Genomic DNA, 16,033 nt, shown 5'->3' with positions numbered 1-16,033 from the left:
GAGCTCTTTGGAGATTATCTGGAGGTCTCGCAACAATTCTTCAAAACTGGATTTCATGTAATGAACAAAAAATGAGAGAGGCCCACATCACCAGACGTGAAACGAGCTTTTATCTATTCATGATTTTCATTGAAAAAATCAGCAACCGTAAACTTAAACACAGCCTTCCGGTTATTCCTTTGGACTTTCAAGGGAAAAAGCAGTGACCGTTTTCTATGGTACAGCCACGATTTCTTGCCATAATGAAGGATAAACTGGGTACGCAGTTTTGCCTTCCCTACCCAGACAGCCCGTTTACGGGCCGCAAGTAACAGAAATGCCGATGCCAGATTCGCTATGGCCTGTTAGGGCGCTGCTGGTAACAGAGCCTTAAGGTGTACATGAAGAACCATCGGCTATGCCGGTGGGTTCCTTTTCGTATAACCCGTCTTACAGAGGCATCGGCAACGCATCTGCGCCTGCGGGATACCCGAAAAAGTGCGACCCGTTCCTGCATGGGGCATCAGGCTGAGGCCCGCATACAAAAGTCTTTGGGGTGGGAGGGGGAGGCTTGGAGGGGGAGGGAGGCCCTTTCTCCAGAAAGGGCCTCCCTCCCCCTCCAATTCCCTATCTCACTCCAACCCACTTGTGGGTCTGCAAACCGAGGCTCCAGCGGGGATGCTGGAGACAGTAGGCGATGCACTCACGGGTGTTGGCCTTGTTGCGCGGGTCGTCGCATGGTTGGAGTAGGAAATGCCGGAAATCCAACTCCTCGAAATCTTCAGGCGAGCACCCCTGCTGCGGCCAGACAAGCTTCAGCTCATGGCCGGAAGTCGTAGCCAACGGGTTGGAACCTTTGGGGCTGACGGTGATCCAGTCCAGCCCATCGGGGAGGGGCAGGGTGCCGTTGCTCTCCACGCCAAGCTCAAAACCAAGCACATGCAGACGTTCGATAAGTTCACTGGTGAGCTGTAAGGCCGGTTCGCCGCCCGTGAACACGACGTAGGGCTTGCGCCCGCCGTAGGCTTGGGGTGGAAGTGCCGGAAAGGTGGCGGCGATGGTTTGCGCCAGCTCTTCAGCCGTGGCGAAAACCCCGGCGTCCGCACCGACGAAATCCGTGTCGCAGAACCGGCATTTCGCCGTACCCCGATCTTCGGGGCGGCCCGACCAGAGGTTGCACCCGGAAAAGCGGCAAAATACCGCCGGTCGCCCGGCCTGTACGCCCTCGCCTTGTAACGTATAGAAGATTTCCTTGACCCGATATGCCATGTTTTCCTGCTTTGTTATATGAAGATGGTATTTTTATTGCCGATTTCAAGCAAATGAATCATGAACCAATGTTATTTGGCTGTGTCATAGAAAACGGCTGATGCTTTTTTGAAGTTCCAAAGGAATAACCGATAAACTGCCTTAGCCGTGGATTCCGCCAATGGGAAACTGGAAAAAAGGCTGTATTTTTAACATGCTGTGAAGATAAAACAGCCGCCTGCTATGCAGGGCCCTTAACTGTATGACGGTATCATAGTAAATGGTTGATATTTGCTTCTTGAAATCCCATTCAGCGAATGAACCGCCCCAGTTATGATCTTTTCAATGAAAGCGGTATGAAAAAACGCTGTATTCAATATATTGTAAATATCACAACCATATTCTGTGACAAAGCCAATTTTATTAGGATCTGTCACAGAATATGGTTGTTTTTATTTTTACTATACTAAAAGTATGGACTTTTTCTCGATTTTCCCTCTAATGGGCCCATGATTGGGGCATTGCATCAGTTATTTCTTTGGAGTTTCAAGGATAAAACATCAACCGTTTCCTATGGCACAGCCTTTTATTAAAGGCTCTGTTATAGTTTATGGTTGTTTCATCTCCACAGTGCGGTGAAAATACAGCCTTTTTCTCCGGTTTTCCCCTTGGCTGGATCCGCCGATAAGGCGTTTTGCCGGTTATCCTTTTGGATCTTCAAGGAAAAAAGCATCAACCATTTTCTATAACACAGCCTTTATTAAAGGCACGGGCGCCATATCCGCCCGGCCTCCATTACAAAAGTTTTAGGAGGGAAGGGGAGGGGTTCGGGGAGGGGAAGGGCAGCCCTTTTTCAAAAGGGTGCCCTTCCCCTCCCCGATTCCCTTCCTCGATTCACTTACTTCCCTTCCACATACCCTTTCCACCCGTGCTCGCGCAGCTTGCAGGCGGGGCACTCGCCGCAGCCGTAGCCCCACGGGTGCAGCTCGCCGCGATCCCCGATGTAGCAGGTGTGCGTCACGGTGCGGACGCACTCCACAAAAGGCGCGCCGCCTTCCTGCTCGGCGAGTGTCCATGTGCGGGCCTTGTCCAGCCACATCAGGGGGGTATGCACGACGAAACGGGCGTCCATGCCGAGGTTGAGCGCCACCTGCATGGCCTTGATCGTATCGTCGCGGCAGTCGGGATAGCCGGAGAAATCGGTTTCGCAGACGCCCATCACCAGATGCCGGATGCCCTTGCGCCACGCCAGCGCAGCGGCGGCGGTGAGGAATACGAGGTTGCGGCCCGGCACGAACGTATTGGGGATGCCCTGCTCATTGAATGCGATTTCCATATCGCTGGTCATGGCCGTCTCGCCGATCTGGTTGAACAGGCCGAGGCTGAGCAGGGTATCCCCGCCGAGCCTGCCGGCCCACGATGCGGGCAGGGAGGCGTCCGAGCGGACGGCCTCCAGTACGTTCCGGCGGCATTCCATTTCCACATGATGCCGCTGCCCGTAGTCGAAACCGACCGTAAAGACGTGCTCGAAACGGTTGAGGGCCCATCCGAGGCAGGTTGCGGAGTCCTGCCCGCCGGAAAAAATGACAAGGGCCGAAGAATCGGTATTGCTGGTCATATGCTGTCCTGAAAAGGCGTCGTTGAGCCTTGGCTGGTGTTGGAAAAAGGGCCTTTGAACGGCGCGCCCTTCCAAACGGGCCCGCTTTGAGGGGAACGCTGCGGGCAGGGGGCGGTAAACGCGGATGGCTTGGGGAAGGGAGGGGCGCGTTTGACAGGCTTGCGGGAGGGAAACGCTTTTCTTGAAAAAGTTTCCTTTCCCAATTCTTCCAGAATGTTCCAAAGGCCACTTGCTCTAACGCAGGGAGCGGGAGCTTGTAAAGCGTATGAGTTGTAGCGTACTGTAAGGCCATGCCGCCGTATGGACGCCCTCCGTCCGCGTGGCGGGAACATTTGAGACGATGCCGCGCCGGGGGCGTCCCGGAGCGAAAGATACGCATGAGGTGATATGATGTCCGATTCCAGCGCGTTTTCCTCTTCCTGCTGCGCCCTGATCCTTGCGGCGGGCAAGGGCACCCGTATGCACTCCAAAAAGCCCAAGGTGCTGCACACCATTTTGGGCGAACCCCTGCTTGGGCATGTGGCGGAAGCCTTGCGGCCCCTGTTCGGAGAGGCGGTATGGGCCGTCATCGGGCATGAGGCGGATATGGTGCGGGCGGCGTTCGCGGGCCGCGAGCTGCGTTTCGTGGAGCAGAAGGAGCAGCTCGGCACCGGGCACGCCCTGATGGTCGCCCTGCCGGAACTGAAACGGGCGGGCATGAGGAAAGTGCTTGTGGTCAACGGGGATACCCCGCTGATTACGACGGATACGCTGCGCGACTTTATGTTCTATGCGGAAGGCGCGGATGTCTCCGTGGCGACGCTGACGCTGGAAAACCCCGGCGCGTATGGCCGTATCGTCCGCCAGAACGGGGAGTTGCGTGCCATCGTGGAAGCGAAGGATTTTGATGTCGCCGTCCACGGGGAGCCGACCGGCGAGATCAACGCCGGGATCTACATGCTGAACCTTGAAGCCGTGGAAAACCTTGTCCCGAAGCTCGGCAACGAGAACAAAAGCGGCGAATATTACATCACCGACCTTGTGGGCATGGCCGTAGCCGAAGGCATGTCGGTACGCGGGCTGTCCTGCGGCAGCGACCCGAATTTGCTGGGGATCAACAACCCTGCGGAACTGGCGGCATCCGAGGAACTGCGGCGGCGCGCCATCGTGGGGGAACGGCTGGCGGCCGGCGTGGTCATGCACGGCCCGGAGATGATCCGCATGGGGCCGTATGTGACCGTGGAGCCGGGCGCGGAACTGTTCGGCCCCTGTGAATTGTACGGGCATACGCACATCGCCTCAGGCGTAGTCATCGAATCGCACTGCGTGATCCGAGACAGCCGCGTGGAAAGCGGCGCGGTGGTGCATTCCTTCTCGCACATGGATCACGCCGAAGTCGGGCCGGACTGCCTCGTGGGGCCGTATGCGCGGCTCCGCCCCGGTGCGGTGATGGAACGCGGCGCGCATATGGGCAATTTCGTGGAGATGAAGAAGGCGCGCCTCTGTGAAGGGGCCAAGGCCAACCACCTGACCTATTTGGGGGATGCTGAGGTCGGCGCGCGGGCGAACATCGGGGCGGGGACGATTACCTGCAACTATGACGGCGTGAATAAACATAAAACCGTCATCGGCGAGCACGCGTTCATCGGCAGCAACACCGCGTTGGTGGCCCCGGTCACCGTGGGCGCTGAGGCGCTCGTGGGCGCGGGGTCGGTCATCACGAAGGACGTGCCGGACGGCAATCTGGCCGTCGCGCGCGGAAAGCAGACGAATATGCGCCGCAAATAGGTGCGTTTCAGGGGTTATATCAGAGGATTGCGCCGGGAGATGCCGCTCAGGGGAGCGGCATTCGGCGGGTAATGCGGGAACAAGGCTTCCAGCGTCTTGAAGAACTGTGGATATTCCGTTACTAAAAGAACATCTCCGGATTATGACAAACGGATTTGATGCGCGTATTCCCGAAAAGGCGGCCTCCGGCGCTGCCGTCGGCACAGCGGCCGCTTTTGCGAAAACTGTATCGTACCCTTTTCTTCTCACCCTCAATCTTGCCATGAAACGGCAAAAAGAGTAGAGTCTTCGCATGGAACTTTTTGATCTCTTGGAAACCCGCGTGGTTGAGCTTCTCGGCCAGATTGATACCCTTCGCGAGGAAAACAAGACCTTGCAGGAAAAAGTAAACGCTCTCGACGAGGAGAACAAGACTCTGAAGGAGTCTTTGGAGCAGGAGCAGCACACCAAGGAAGAGATTAACGGCCGCATCGACACGTTGCTCTCGACAATTCGCGAGTTTACGGCCGAAGCGTAACCGACCGATACCCGTATGCACAGCTTTCAGCTCAATGTCCTCGGCATGGACATTTCCTTCCGCACGAATGCCGATTCCGCCCGTGTCGAGCGGGCTCAGGCCTTCGTTGAGAAGCAGTATGAGAGATTGAAAAACCAAGGAGGGCAGTTCGGCAGGGAAAAACTGCTGACGCTTCTGGTTTTGGGAGTTGCAGACGACTTGTTGCAAACACAGCAGCAGCTTGACGGAGTGGAGACCCGCCTCGCCAACTTGCTGGAGCTTATAGAGAAAACGGATTAATTTGTTGGCAAAATGTTCCCTGGAGCGTTCGTGATCCGCCTATTGGTGCTGACCTCACAAGCTTAAGAAATTGGGAGCCGAGCGAGAGATTGGTGTGCATGCCCGACGTGTCGGGAAGTCTGAAGATCTGTCCAAGGCACCCCCCTGGGAGACCAGGTTCCGCACCGGTATTCTGACACGGCGCTCTGGGGTCATTTCTGGTGTTCTGTTCTGGGACGCCGCTTATACAGATCCGTCTTTTCCATTGTGCGGATCGTGTTGTCTTCCTCTTTTCCCATCAGAATGTCCTCCCCATGTCCTGGACGATGCTGTTTGCCGGCAGCTTCGTGACATCGCATAAACGGGCTTCGGCCCGACACTATAAAGGGAGGGGATTTATGGAACTTTTTACCGCCTTGAGCGTCCTTGCGGCGATATGCGTCAGCGGGGGCGTAGGCTTTTATCTCAATAAGCACCTCAATGCCAAGCGGATTGGCGACGCTACCGAGTTGGCGACCCGCATAGTCGAAGAATCCCGCAAGGAAGCCCAGGCGCAGAAGAAGGAAATCCTCCTTCAGGGGCAGGACGAGCTGTTCAACCAGAAGCGCGAACTTGAGCACGAGTTCAAGGAACGCGAGCGCGAGCTGAAGGCCCGTGACCGCAAGCTTCAGGAGCAGGGAGAGCGGCTTGAGGAAAAGCTTGAAAAAGCGACCGAAAAAGAACACGAACTCCTGAGCGTCGAAAAGGATCTCGCCAAAAAGGAGCGGAAGCTTGCCGAGCTTGAGGAAACGCTCAACGAACGCATCGACGAGCAGGAACACCGTCTGCAGGAAGTCTCCGGCCTGACCGCTGAGGAGGCCCGGCAGCGGCTTTTTGCGGAAATCGAGTCCCGCACCCGCCACGAGGCCGCCAAGATGATGCGCCTCATTGAGGCCGAAGCCCGCGAAACCGCAGACCGCAAGGCGAAGGAAATCATCGCCTGTTCCATTCAGCGCTATGCGGGCGATTATGTGGGCGAACACACCGTCACCGCCGTGACCCTGCCCAGCGAAGACATGAAGGGCCGCATCATCGGCCGTGAAGGGCGCAATATCCGCGCTTTGGAAGCGGCTACCGGCGTTGATCTCATCATCGACGACACCCCCGAAACGGTCATCCTGTCCGCATACAGCCCCCTGCGCCGCCAAGTCGCCAAGATGGCCCTTGAGCGCCTCATTCAGGACGGGCGCATCCATCCGGCCCGCATTGAGGATGTCGTCCACAAATGCGAGCAGGAGCTTGAAGTGCAGATCCGCGAAGTGGGCGAACAGGCCACGTTTGACGCGGGCGTGCACGGCATCCATCCCGAACTCGTCCGCTTTCTGGGCCAGCTCCGCTACCGTACCAGCTTCACGCAGAACGTGCTCCAGCATTCGCTGGAAGTTTCCGCCCTGTGCGGCATGATGGCCGCCGAGCTCGGCATGGACATCAAGAAAGCCAAGCGCGCCGGTCTGCTGCACGACATCGGCAAGGCCGTCGACCACGAGGTCGAAGGCCCGCACGCGCTCATCGGTGCGGATCTTGCTAAAAAATACAATGAAAGCAAGGAAATCCTGCACGCCATCGCCGCGCACCATGAGGATCAGCGTCCTGAAACCGCGCTGGCCGTGCTGGTGCAGGCCGCAGACTCCCTTTCCGGGGCCCGTCCCGGCGCGCGCAAGGAACTCTTGGAAAGCTACGTCAAGCGCCTTGAGGACTTGGAAAACATCGCTTCCGAATTCGACGGCGTATCCAAAGCGTACGCCATCCAAGCCGGGCGCGAAATCCGCGTCATGGTCAATTCCGAAAACGTGGACGACGATCAGACGTACATGCTCTGTAAGGGCATTACCGGAAAAATTGAGGAAAACCTCACCTATCCCGGACAGATCCGCGTTACGGTCATCCGTGAGCGCCGGGCCGTCGGCTACGCGAAATAGCCATTGCCCATCATGCCTTTCACGGGAGGGAACTTCGGTTCCCTCCTTTTTTTGTGCCGCAAGGATATTGGCGGGAGCCGCCTCCAAATGGCGCGTCCTCTTCACCTAACCCCTGTAAAAGGGAACCTTTTTACAGGGCTTAGGCGAAAAGGTTCCATCCTCTCCTTTTATGGTTGGTATGCCGGGCGGGTTGTGCCCGCGCGTTGCCTCTCCGTAGGGGCGGCATGCTTTGCACTGGCACAATGGCATTAATCTACAAAAATGTAGATTGATGGGCATTTCCTACAAAAAGGTCTTTTTTGTGAAAACCCCACGGAATTTCATTTGATTGGGCGTTCAAGGAGTGGACTCTGGCGGACAGGAGGAAGGGGTTAGGATAAAAAATCTATGAAATCAAAGAAATAAATAAATTCTACATAAAGGTAGGATCTTTCATGAGCGCCTTGCTTCTCATTTTCTAGGGGAGGGGCAAACGGAATCCTGTTTCAGGATGTGTATAAAATAATCTTGTAGTTTCAGTATATTGATTGAGTGGCATGGATTCCGCCCGCACTTTGAGGATGTTGGCCCCGATTTTGCTTTTATCCGGGCATCAACCTTATTCGAGGAGTGAGTTCATGAGTTCCACCGTCCGTGAAACAGCCCTTGATCATATTTCCACCGCCCAGCCTGTCGCACCCCTTCCGGCTTCGGAACAGGGCAAGGCTCTTGCCAGCGGGTATGGCTGCGATGTCTTCAACACGCGCGTCATGCGCCAACGGCTCCCGCGCGAGGTGTATGACCGCCTCATGCGGACCATGACCCACCGCACCCCGCTTGATCCTGCCGATGCCGACATCATCGCCGGGGCCATGAAGGATTGGGCTCTCGAACATGGCGCTACGCATTACACCCACTGGTTCCAGCCAATGACCGGGCTGACCGCTGAAAAGCACGACGCCTTTCTGTCTCCCACGGCGGACGGGCAGGTGTTCGGCGAGTTTTCCGGGAAAATGCTCATCAAGGGTGAGCCGGACGCTTCTTCCTTCCCGTCCGGCGGCATCCGTTCGACGTTTGAGGCCCGCGGCTACACGGCGTGGGATCCTACCTCGCCGGTATTCCTGCTTGGCGACGAGTACGGGCGCAAGACGCTGTACATCCCCACGGTGTTCTATTCCTACACGGGTGAGGCCCTTGACCGCAAAACCCCGCTGATGCGCTCTGTGGAGGCCGTTTCCGCACAGGCCCTGCGCATCCTCCGTCTGCTCGGCAATACGACGGCTACCGGCGTTCAGGCGATGGTGGGTTCCGAGCAGGAATATTTCCTTGTCGATCGGCGTCTCTATGTCCAGCGGCCCGACCTCATGATGTGCGGGCGCACCCTTTACGGCGCAAAGCCCGCCAAGGGGCAGGAAATGGAGGATCACTACTTCGGCAGCATCCCCAGCCGGGTTCTGGCCTACATGCAGGATGTGGAGCAGCGCCTTTTCGCGCTCGGCATCCCTGCGCACACCCGCCACAACGAAGTGGCTCCCGGCCAGTTTGAGATCGCTCCCGTGTACGAGGATGTGAACATCGCCACGGACCACAACATGCTGACGATGGAAGTGATGCGCCGCACGGCCCGGAGGCATGGCTACGTTTGCCTGCTGCACGAAAAGCCGTTCGCGGGCGTCAACGGATCGGGCAAGCACAACAACTGGTCGCTGTGCGATTCCGACGGCCACAACCTGCTGAATCCCGGCGAAACCCCGATGAAGAACGCCCAGTTCCTCATCTTCCTCGCCGCCGTCCTGCGCGCCGTGCACAAGCACGGCATCAACCTGCGCCTCGGCATCATCGGGGCCAGCAACGATCACCGCCTGGGCGCCAACGAAGCGCCGCCCGCCGTGTTGTCCGTGTATCTTGGGGACAGCCTCTCCGCGATCATCCGTGCCATCGCCTACGGGAAAGAGGCCGCCGGAGGCTGCTCGGAACCGCTCCAGATAGGCGTTTCCGTGTTGCCGAACATCCCGCGCGATCTGTCCGACCGCAACCGGACCAGCCCGTTCGCGTTCACCGGCAACAAGTTTGAATTCCGCGCCCTCGGCTCCTCCCAAAACATCGCCACGGCAAATATTGCCCTGAATGCGGCTATGGCCTGCGCGCTGGACGACATCGCCTCCATGCTGGAAGCCGAGCTTGCCCAAGGGACGCCGCTCAACGCCGCCATTCAGGGCCTGCTCGCCAAGCTGTTCGCCGAGCACATGCCCATCGTATTCGACGGCAACGGGTACAGCGACGAGTGGCTTGCCGAGGCTGAAAAGCGCGGGCTGCCGAACCTCAAGGACACCGTGGCGGCCCTTGCCCACTACAGCGACAAGGATGTGATGGCTGTTTTTGAACGCCACGGCGTCCTGAGCCCAAGGGAAATGTTGTCCCGGCAGGAAATTTTGCTGGAGAGCTACACGCACAGCGTATCAATCGAAGGGCATACCGCATTGAAGCTTGGACGCACCCGCATCCTGCCCGTCGCCTTGGCGTATCAGACCCGTTTGGCGAAAGCGGCTTCGTCCGCAGCGGCCCTTGTGGACGATGCGGCGGAGGAAAAGGCGTATTTTGTACGGGTACGCGAGCAGGTGTGCGGCCTGATGTCCGCTCTGGACACCCTTGAAGCCGCCGTCAACGCCGATTTCGGCGGCACGGCGCTGGCACGCGCCGCCTACGCCCGTGACACCGTGCTTCCGGCCATGAATGCGTGCCGCAGCCATGCCGATGCGCTGGAATGCCTGTGCTCCAGCCATGACTGGCCGCTGCCGAGCTACGCCGAACTGCTGTGGCTCCACTAGGCTTCAGGGAAGGGCGCTTCTCCGCTTTCCGGGGCTGGCGGAGGGGCTGTCCCGCCGCTTGCTGAAAATATCCCGCTGGGGCCTGTTTGGGTATGGCGCCCTGTTCTCCGGTGGCGGCTCCGTGTGCAGTATGTCGCTTTGCCGGAGGGAACGGGAGAGAGGGAAGCCTTTCCGGGAAGGGCTTCCCTTTTTCCGGCCCAGCCGCCGGAAACGAGAGAGGCAGCCTCTTTCCGAAGAAAAAGACTGCCTCTCTACTCCCACCCTGAAACATTTTCAGGACAGGGTTTGAATACCCGTACTGGACGAAAAAAGCAAGTCACATATCGGACTTCGGTTTCCGGAAAGGTTCATCCGCCGAAGGGGGATGCGCTCCGATTTCAAACTGTTCCATATGGTTGTTCCGTTGAGGTGAGGAGGGCGCCCGTTATGCGCCTGTTGGAGGCCCCGCCCGTTTTTTCTGTGGAACGGCGCTGGGGGCGGTTTTCAACGATAGGGGAAAAGACAATGCGGTTTACCAAGATGCAGGCTGCCGGAAACGATTACGTGTATATGGATGCGCTCAAGGCGCCCATTCCAAGCCCGGAAGCGCTGGCCCGCCGCATCAGCGATCGGCACTTTGGCGTAGGCAGCGACGGGCTCATTCTCATTTGCCCTCCCTCCGATCCCGGCGAGGCGGATTTTCGGATGCGGATGTTCAATGCGGACGGCTCGGAGGCCGAGATGTGCGGCAACGGCATCCGCTGCGTAGGCAAGTACGTCTACGACAACGGGCATACGGATAAGGAACGGGTCCGCATCGAGACGCTGGCGGGCGTTTTGACGCTCCGGCTTCATGTCTCCGGCGGAAAAGTGGAAGCGGTGACGGTGGATATGGGGGAACCCCGCCTCGCCCCCAAGGATATTCCGGTAGGCGGGCCCGGCGAGGATTTCATTAACCGGCCTCTGCGGGTACAGGGCCGCGTCTGGAACGTCACGGCGGTTTCGATGGGCAATCCCCACGCCGTCGTTTTCATGCATGGCATCGACAAGTTGGATTTGCCCGGCATCGGGCCGCAGTTTGAGCATCACCCCTTGTTTCCCCGGCGCACGAACACCGAGTTCGTGGAGGTCGTCGATAGGCATCACTTGAAGATGCGGGTTTGGGAGCGCGGCGCGGGCGAAACCCTTGCCTGCGGCACGGGGGCGTGCGCGTCCGTGGTCGCCGCCGTACTGACCGGCAATACCGAGCGCAAGGTGCGCATGGAGCTCCTTGGCGGTGAGCTCGACATCGAATGGGATGAGGCCACCAACCATGTCTTCATGACCGGCGGCGCGGTGACGGTGTTTACAGGGGAATGGCTGGGCTAGAGCCATTGGAGGGGGAAGAACCTTTCTGAAGAAAGGCTTCTCCCCCTCCAAACCTCCCCCCGCCCTTCTCCAAAGGCTTTCGTGTTTTTGGGGAGGCGGGGGCTTTGGCGGGGATGTTCTTTACGGAAGTTTTTTCGTTTGGCTCTGTCACAGCATGCGGTTGTTTCATCTCCGCAGCGCGGTGAAAGCCTTTTCATCCGGTTTTCCCCTTGGCGGACCCCGTGGCTAAGGCCTTTTGTCGGTGGCTGTGTCATAGAAAACGGTTGATGCTTTATTTCCTTAACATTCCAAAGAAATAACCAATAAAATCCCCCAACCACAGAGCCCACCAGCGGGAAAACTTGATAAAAAGTATGTATTTTCAGTATATTGCTAAAACGAAGCAACCATGTACTATGCCAGAGCCTTGCCGCTTATCCCTTCGGGACTTCAAGGAAAAAAGCATCAACCATTTCCTATGGCACAGCCTTTAGCTTATTCAGGAGAATACCAAATGGCACAGATCAACGATGAGTATCTCAAGCTGCCGGGCAGCTATCTTTTTGCCGACATCGCGCACAAGGTGAATGCGTTTAAGGAAAACCACCCGGAAGTGGAGCTTATCCGCCTTGGGATCGGTGACGTGACCCGTCCTCTGCCGCCGTCCGTCATCAAGGCGCTGCATAAGGCCGTGGATGAGCAGGCGACCGTGGAGGGGTTCCGCGGCTACGGGCCGGAACAAGGTTACCGTTTTCTGCGCGAGGCCATCGCGCAAGGGGATTTTGCGTCCCGCGGCGTGGAGATCGATCCCGATGACATTTTCGTCAGCGACGGGGCGAAGTGTGATCTCGGCAATTTTCAGGAATTGTTCGGGCGCGGGAATGTCATCGCCGTGACCGACCCCGTATACCCGGTGTATGTGGATTCCAATGTGATGGGAGGCCGCGCGGGGACATTTGATGGAAAGGGGGCTTGGTCGGGCATCGTCTATCTGCCCTGCTCGGCTGAAAACGGTTTTGTTCCGGCCCTGCCTCCGAAGCGGCCCGACGTCATCTACCTGTGCCTGCCGAACAACCCCACAGGCACGGCCTTGAGCCGTTCCGAGCTGCAACGCTGGGTTGACTACGCACGCGGCAATCAGTGCGTTATCCTGTTCGATGCGGCGTATGAGGCATATATTCGGGAAGACGGCATCCCCCACAGCATTTATGAGTTAGAGGGAGCCAAAGAGGTGGCCGTGGAGTTCCGCAGTTTCTCCAAGCCCGCAGGGTTTACCGGGCTGCGCTGCGGGTATGTGGTGGTTCCCGAAACCGTAAAGGCGCGCGCCGCCGATGGCCGGATGCTGCCCCTCAAGCCGCTGTGGAACCGCCGCCAGACGACCAAGTACAACGGTTGCCCCTACATCGTGCAGCGCGCCGCCGAAGCCGTCTATTCACCCGAAGGGCGGCGGGATGTGCGCGACAATGTGGGCTATTACATGGAAAACGCCTCGGCCATCCGCAGCGGGCTGGAGGCGGCGGGGCTGGATGTTTATGGCGGCGTGAACGCTCCGTACATCTGGCTGAAGACGCCGGGCGGCATGGATTCGTGGCGTTTTTTTGAGGCGCTTTTGAACCGTTTCGGCATAGTGGGGACTCCCGGCGTGGGGTTCGGCCCAAGCGGTGAAGGCTATTTCCGACTTACGGCGTTCGGCTCCCATGAGAACACCCGGAAGGCCATGCGGCGCATCGCCGATGCCGGGCACTGGTCAGAGTGGAAGATATAGGAAAAAGAAATCTCTGGGGGCTTCCCACTGTCGCGGAACCGGAACTTGACATTCCCGCCGCGTTGGTCTTAGGGTGAATCCCACGTTTTTTACACAAAGGAACCGACAGATGTTTTCGTTGAATGCCGCCCTTTCCCTGAGTGGAGCCCCCATGAACTGGGGTCTTTGCTATTACTATTACTTTAGGGGCAGAAGCGGCGTTGAGGCGTGCGTCTGACGGTGTAGAATCAGGACAAGCGTTGATGGGGGGCCGCGAACGGAGTGTTCGCGGCCCTTTTTGTTTTTTCATCAGCAGCAAGCGGGTTGGAGTGATGATCACAGTACAGGCCCCGGCGTCAAAGTCGGTATCGCATCGCATGGTTATGGGCGCGGCCCTCGCTCAGGGGGATTCCGTGGTGAGCCGCGTGCTCGAAAGCAAGGATTTGGAACGCACGATGGCGATCCTCAAGGGGGCCGGGGCGGGCATCGTCCGCACAGGGGAGGGCGAATATGCGATTTCCGGCGTGGGCGGGCAGCCGCACGGCGGCTCGGTGGATCCGCTGTCCTGCGACGTGCACGAATCCGGCACGACCTGCCGGCTGCTGACCGCCGTGCTCGCCGCCGGGATGGGGCGTTTCCGCATCCACGGCGCGCCCCGCATGCACGAACGGCCCATTGGGGAACTGACCGCCGCTCTGGAGACGTTCGGCGTATCCTTCACCTTCGAGGGGAAGCCGGGGTTCCCGCCTTTCGTCCTGAAAACGCGCGGGCTGGACGGCGGCGAAGTAGGTATCGGCATGGACGAGTCGAGCCAGTACCTTTCGGGTGTGCTGCTGGCGGCTCCGCTGGCGCGTGCTCCCCTGACCGTCAATATCGGCGGCAGCAAGGTCGTTTCTTGGCCCTATGTCGGCCTGACTCTTCAGGCGCTGGAAAATTTCGGCGTGCCGTTTACCGTGGAACGGAAGGAAGGCGGCGCGTGGAGCACCGTCGACTGGCATACGCTGGAGCAGGCCGAGCCGGGGAATGTCCGTTTCCGCATGGTTCCGGCCATGTACCGCGCCGGGCGCTATGCCGTGGAAGGCGACTGGTCGGGCGCGTCCTACCTGCTTGCCGCCGGAGCCATCGGGCCCCGCCCCGTACGCATTGAAGGGCTGCGGGCGGATTCGTTGCAGGGCGATCGCGTGATGCTGGACATCCTCCGCGATATGGGCGCGCGGATCGACATTGAGCCGGATGCGGTGACCGTCCACCCTTCGGATCTGCGCGGCGTGGTGGCGGATATGAGCCGCTGCCCGGATCTGGTTCCCACGGTGGCTGTGGTGGCGGCGCACGCTTCAGGCCCGACCCGCCTCTGGAACGCGGCGCACCTGCGCATCAAGGAGTGCGACCGTATCGCGGTTCCGGCTCAGGAATTGTCCAAGGTGGGCATCCGGTGCGAGGAGCACGACGACGGCCTGACCATACACGGCGATCCCGCTTTGGCGTCGCGCCTGCATTCGCTTGACGGCATTGCGTTTTCGGCACACGGCGATCACCGTATCGCCATGAGTTTGGCCCTGCTGGAACTGCGGGGAGGGCGTCTGACGCTGGACGATCCGTCTTGCGTGAGCAAATCGTTCCCGAATTTTTGGGAATGCTGGGGACAGGTGCGGGCATGAGCGGCAACACGGCTGAAAGTGGTTTTACGCCCCGGCGTCTGGTCATCGTCGGCTGCCGGGGCCGGATGGGGGCTTTGCTGTCCGCGCGCTGGAGCGCGGCGGGGCATAAGGTGGCGGGGGTGGATCTGCCGCTGACCGATGAGGTTTTCGCCGAGGCCCTGCCCGGTGCGGACGCCGTTTTCCTGTGCATCCCCGCCGGGGTTATGGCTGAAGTATTGCCGCATCTCGTGCCGCATCTGGACGGTCGGCAGATCCTTGCGGACATCACTTCCGTCAAGATGCAGCCTTTGGGCCAGATGGAGCGGGCCTACGCCGGGCCGGTAGTGGGTACGCATCCGCTTTTCGGCCCAAAGCCGCAGCCGTCCGACCTCCGCGTCTGCATTACGCCGGGCGCTGCGGCGACGGAGGCGCATATCGGCCTTGTGGAGGGGCTTTTTAAAGACATGGGGTGCTCGGCCTTCCGTTCGACCGCCGAGGCCCATGACAGTGCCGCCGCGTCGATTCAGGGGCTGAATTTCATTTCCAGTCTGGCGTATTTTGCGACGCTTGCCGAGCACGAGGAGTTGTTGCCTTTCATAACGCCTTCCTTCAGGCGGCGTCTGGAGGCCTCGCGCAAGCTCCTTACCGAGGACGCCCCCTTGTTCGAGTGGCTTTTTGAAGCCAACCCCATGAGTCAGGAGTCCATCCGCCAGTATCGTTCGTTCCTCAACGTCGCCGCGGGCGGTGATGTCAACGTGCTGGTTCAGCGCGCCCAGTGGTGGTGGAGGGAAGCGCGTTAAGGGTGCTGGGGGGGGGAAATGGGAGGGGGGAAGGGGAACCCTTCTGGAGAAGGGCTTCCCCTTCCCCCCTCCAAACCTCCCCCTTTCCCCTCCCAAGACTTTTGGCTTTATCGAATCCCTCTTGTCCGGTTGGGGGAGGTTTGGAGGCTTATCTTTGTCTGGCGTATCATTGGGAAGGGATTGGCCTTTGAGTGTTTTTAATTTATTGAAATTATGTATGATTTGAAAAAAGCTGTGTCATAGGAAATGGTTGATGCTTTTTTCCTTGAAGTTTCAAAGGAATAACCAGCAAAATGCCTTAGCCATAGGTTTCGCCAAGGGGAAAACTGGAGAAAAAGGCCCTATTTTCACCGTGCTGTGGAGATGAAAGCCGC

General features: G+C 58.7%; 12 protein-coding genes and 1 other RNA gene. 11 read left to right on the top strand and 2 right to left on the bottom strand.

What is annotated here, in order from left to right; all coding sequences use genetic code 11:
- Positions 1–606: 606 nt before the first annotated feature.
- Both queE and queC read right to left on the bottom strand, forming a co-directional pair.
- Entirely contained in the window at positions 607–1,248 is a 642-nt protein-coding gene (gene queE, locus ACZM8Y_RS09730) for a 7-carboxy-7-deazaguanine synthase (RefSeq protein WP_479859726.1), read from the bottom strand.
- Positions 1,249–2,125: 877 nt separating this feature from the next.
- On the bottom strand, positions 2,126–2,845 hold the full coding sequence (gene queC / locus ACZM8Y_RS09725) for a 7-cyano-7-deazaguanine synthase QueC (protein ID WP_302553646.1): 720 nt from the start codon (positions 2,843–2,845) through the stop codon (positions 2,126–2,128).
- Between the two features lie 390 nt (positions 2,846–3,235).
- Between queC and glmU the strand changes: the two genes are divergently transcribed.
- The 11 genes from glmU to ACZM8Y_RS09670 all read left to right on the top strand — a co-directional run bounded on the left by glmU (position 3,236) and on the right by ACZM8Y_RS09670 (position 15,659).
- A complete protein-coding gene (gene glmU / locus ACZM8Y_RS09720; protein ID WP_482333497.1) occupies positions 3,236–4,612 on the top strand; it encodes a bifunctional UDP-N-acetylglucosamine diphosphorylase/glucosamine-1-phosphate N-acetyltransferase GlmU in 1,377 nt (458 codons plus the stop codon).
- 142 nt (positions 4,613–4,754) lie between these two features.
- On the top strand, positions 4,755–4,895 hold the full coding sequence (locus tag ACZM8Y_RS09715) for a hypothetical protein (RefSeq protein ID WP_489501717.1): 141 nt from the start codon (positions 4,755–4,757) through the stop codon (positions 4,893–4,895).
- Between the two features lie 9 nt (positions 4,896–4,904).
- A complete protein-coding gene (locus tag ACZM8Y_RS09710; RefSeq protein WP_005028353.1) occupies positions 4,905–5,129 on the top strand; it encodes a cell division protein ZapB in 225 nt (74 codons plus the stop codon).
- A gap of 15 nt (positions 5,130–5,144) precedes the next feature.
- Positions 5,145–5,408 carry a cell division protein ZapA gene (zapA, locus tag ACZM8Y_RS09705; protein WP_302553641.1) on the top strand — a complete coding sequence of 88 codons (264 nt, stop codon included), beginning with the start codon at positions 5,145–5,147 and terminating at the stop codon, positions 5,406–5,408.
- A gap of 13 nt (positions 5,409–5,421) precedes the next feature.
- A non-coding RNA gene (gene ssrS, locus ACZM8Y_RS09700) (6S RNA) lies at positions 5,422–5,604 on the top strand.
- Positions 5,605–5,785: 181 nt separating this feature from the next.
- Positions 5,786–7,345: a ribonuclease Y gene (rny, locus tag ACZM8Y_RS09695; RefSeq protein WP_302553640.1), complete on the top strand. Its 1,560-nt coding sequence runs from the start codon at positions 5,786–5,788 to the stop codon at positions 7,343–7,345.
- A 617-nt stretch (positions 7,346–7,962) separates the two neighbouring features.
- Complete coding sequence (locus ACZM8Y_RS09690) at positions 7,963–10,152, top strand: glutamine synthetase III family protein (RefSeq protein ID WP_482333491.1); 2,190 nt, start codon at positions 7,963–7,965, stop codon at positions 10,150–10,152.
- Between the two features lie 504 nt (positions 10,153–10,656).
- Positions 10,657–11,499 (top strand): diaminopimelate epimerase, encoded by an 843-nt coding sequence (gene dapF, locus ACZM8Y_RS09685; RefSeq protein WP_482333493.1) that lies wholly within the window; start codon positions 10,657–10,659, stop codon positions 11,497–11,499.
- Positions 11,500–11,992: 493 nt separating this feature from the next.
- Positions 11,993–13,243, top strand: a complete 1,251-nt coding sequence (locus tag ACZM8Y_RS09680; RefSeq protein ID WP_302553635.1) for an LL-diaminopimelate aminotransferase — start codon at positions 11,993–11,995, stop codon at positions 13,241–13,243.
- Between the two features lie 311 nt (positions 13,244–13,554).
- A complete protein-coding gene (aroA, locus tag ACZM8Y_RS09675) occupies positions 13,555–14,880 on the top strand; it encodes a 3-phosphoshikimate 1-carboxyvinyltransferase (RefSeq protein ID WP_482333495.1) in 1,326 nt (441 codons plus the stop codon).
- Positions 14,877–15,659, top strand: a complete 783-nt coding sequence (locus ACZM8Y_RS09670; RefSeq protein WP_479860086.1) for a prephenate dehydrogenase/arogenate dehydrogenase family protein — start codon at positions 14,877–14,879, stop codon at positions 15,657–15,659. Before aroA ends, ACZM8Y_RS09670 begins: the two co-directional genes overlap by 4 nt.
- Positions 15,660–16,033: the final 374 nt, after the last annotated feature.

The organism is Bilophila sp. (assembly GCF_057864385.1).
This window is presented reverse-complemented; position numbering and strand designations above follow the sequence as displayed.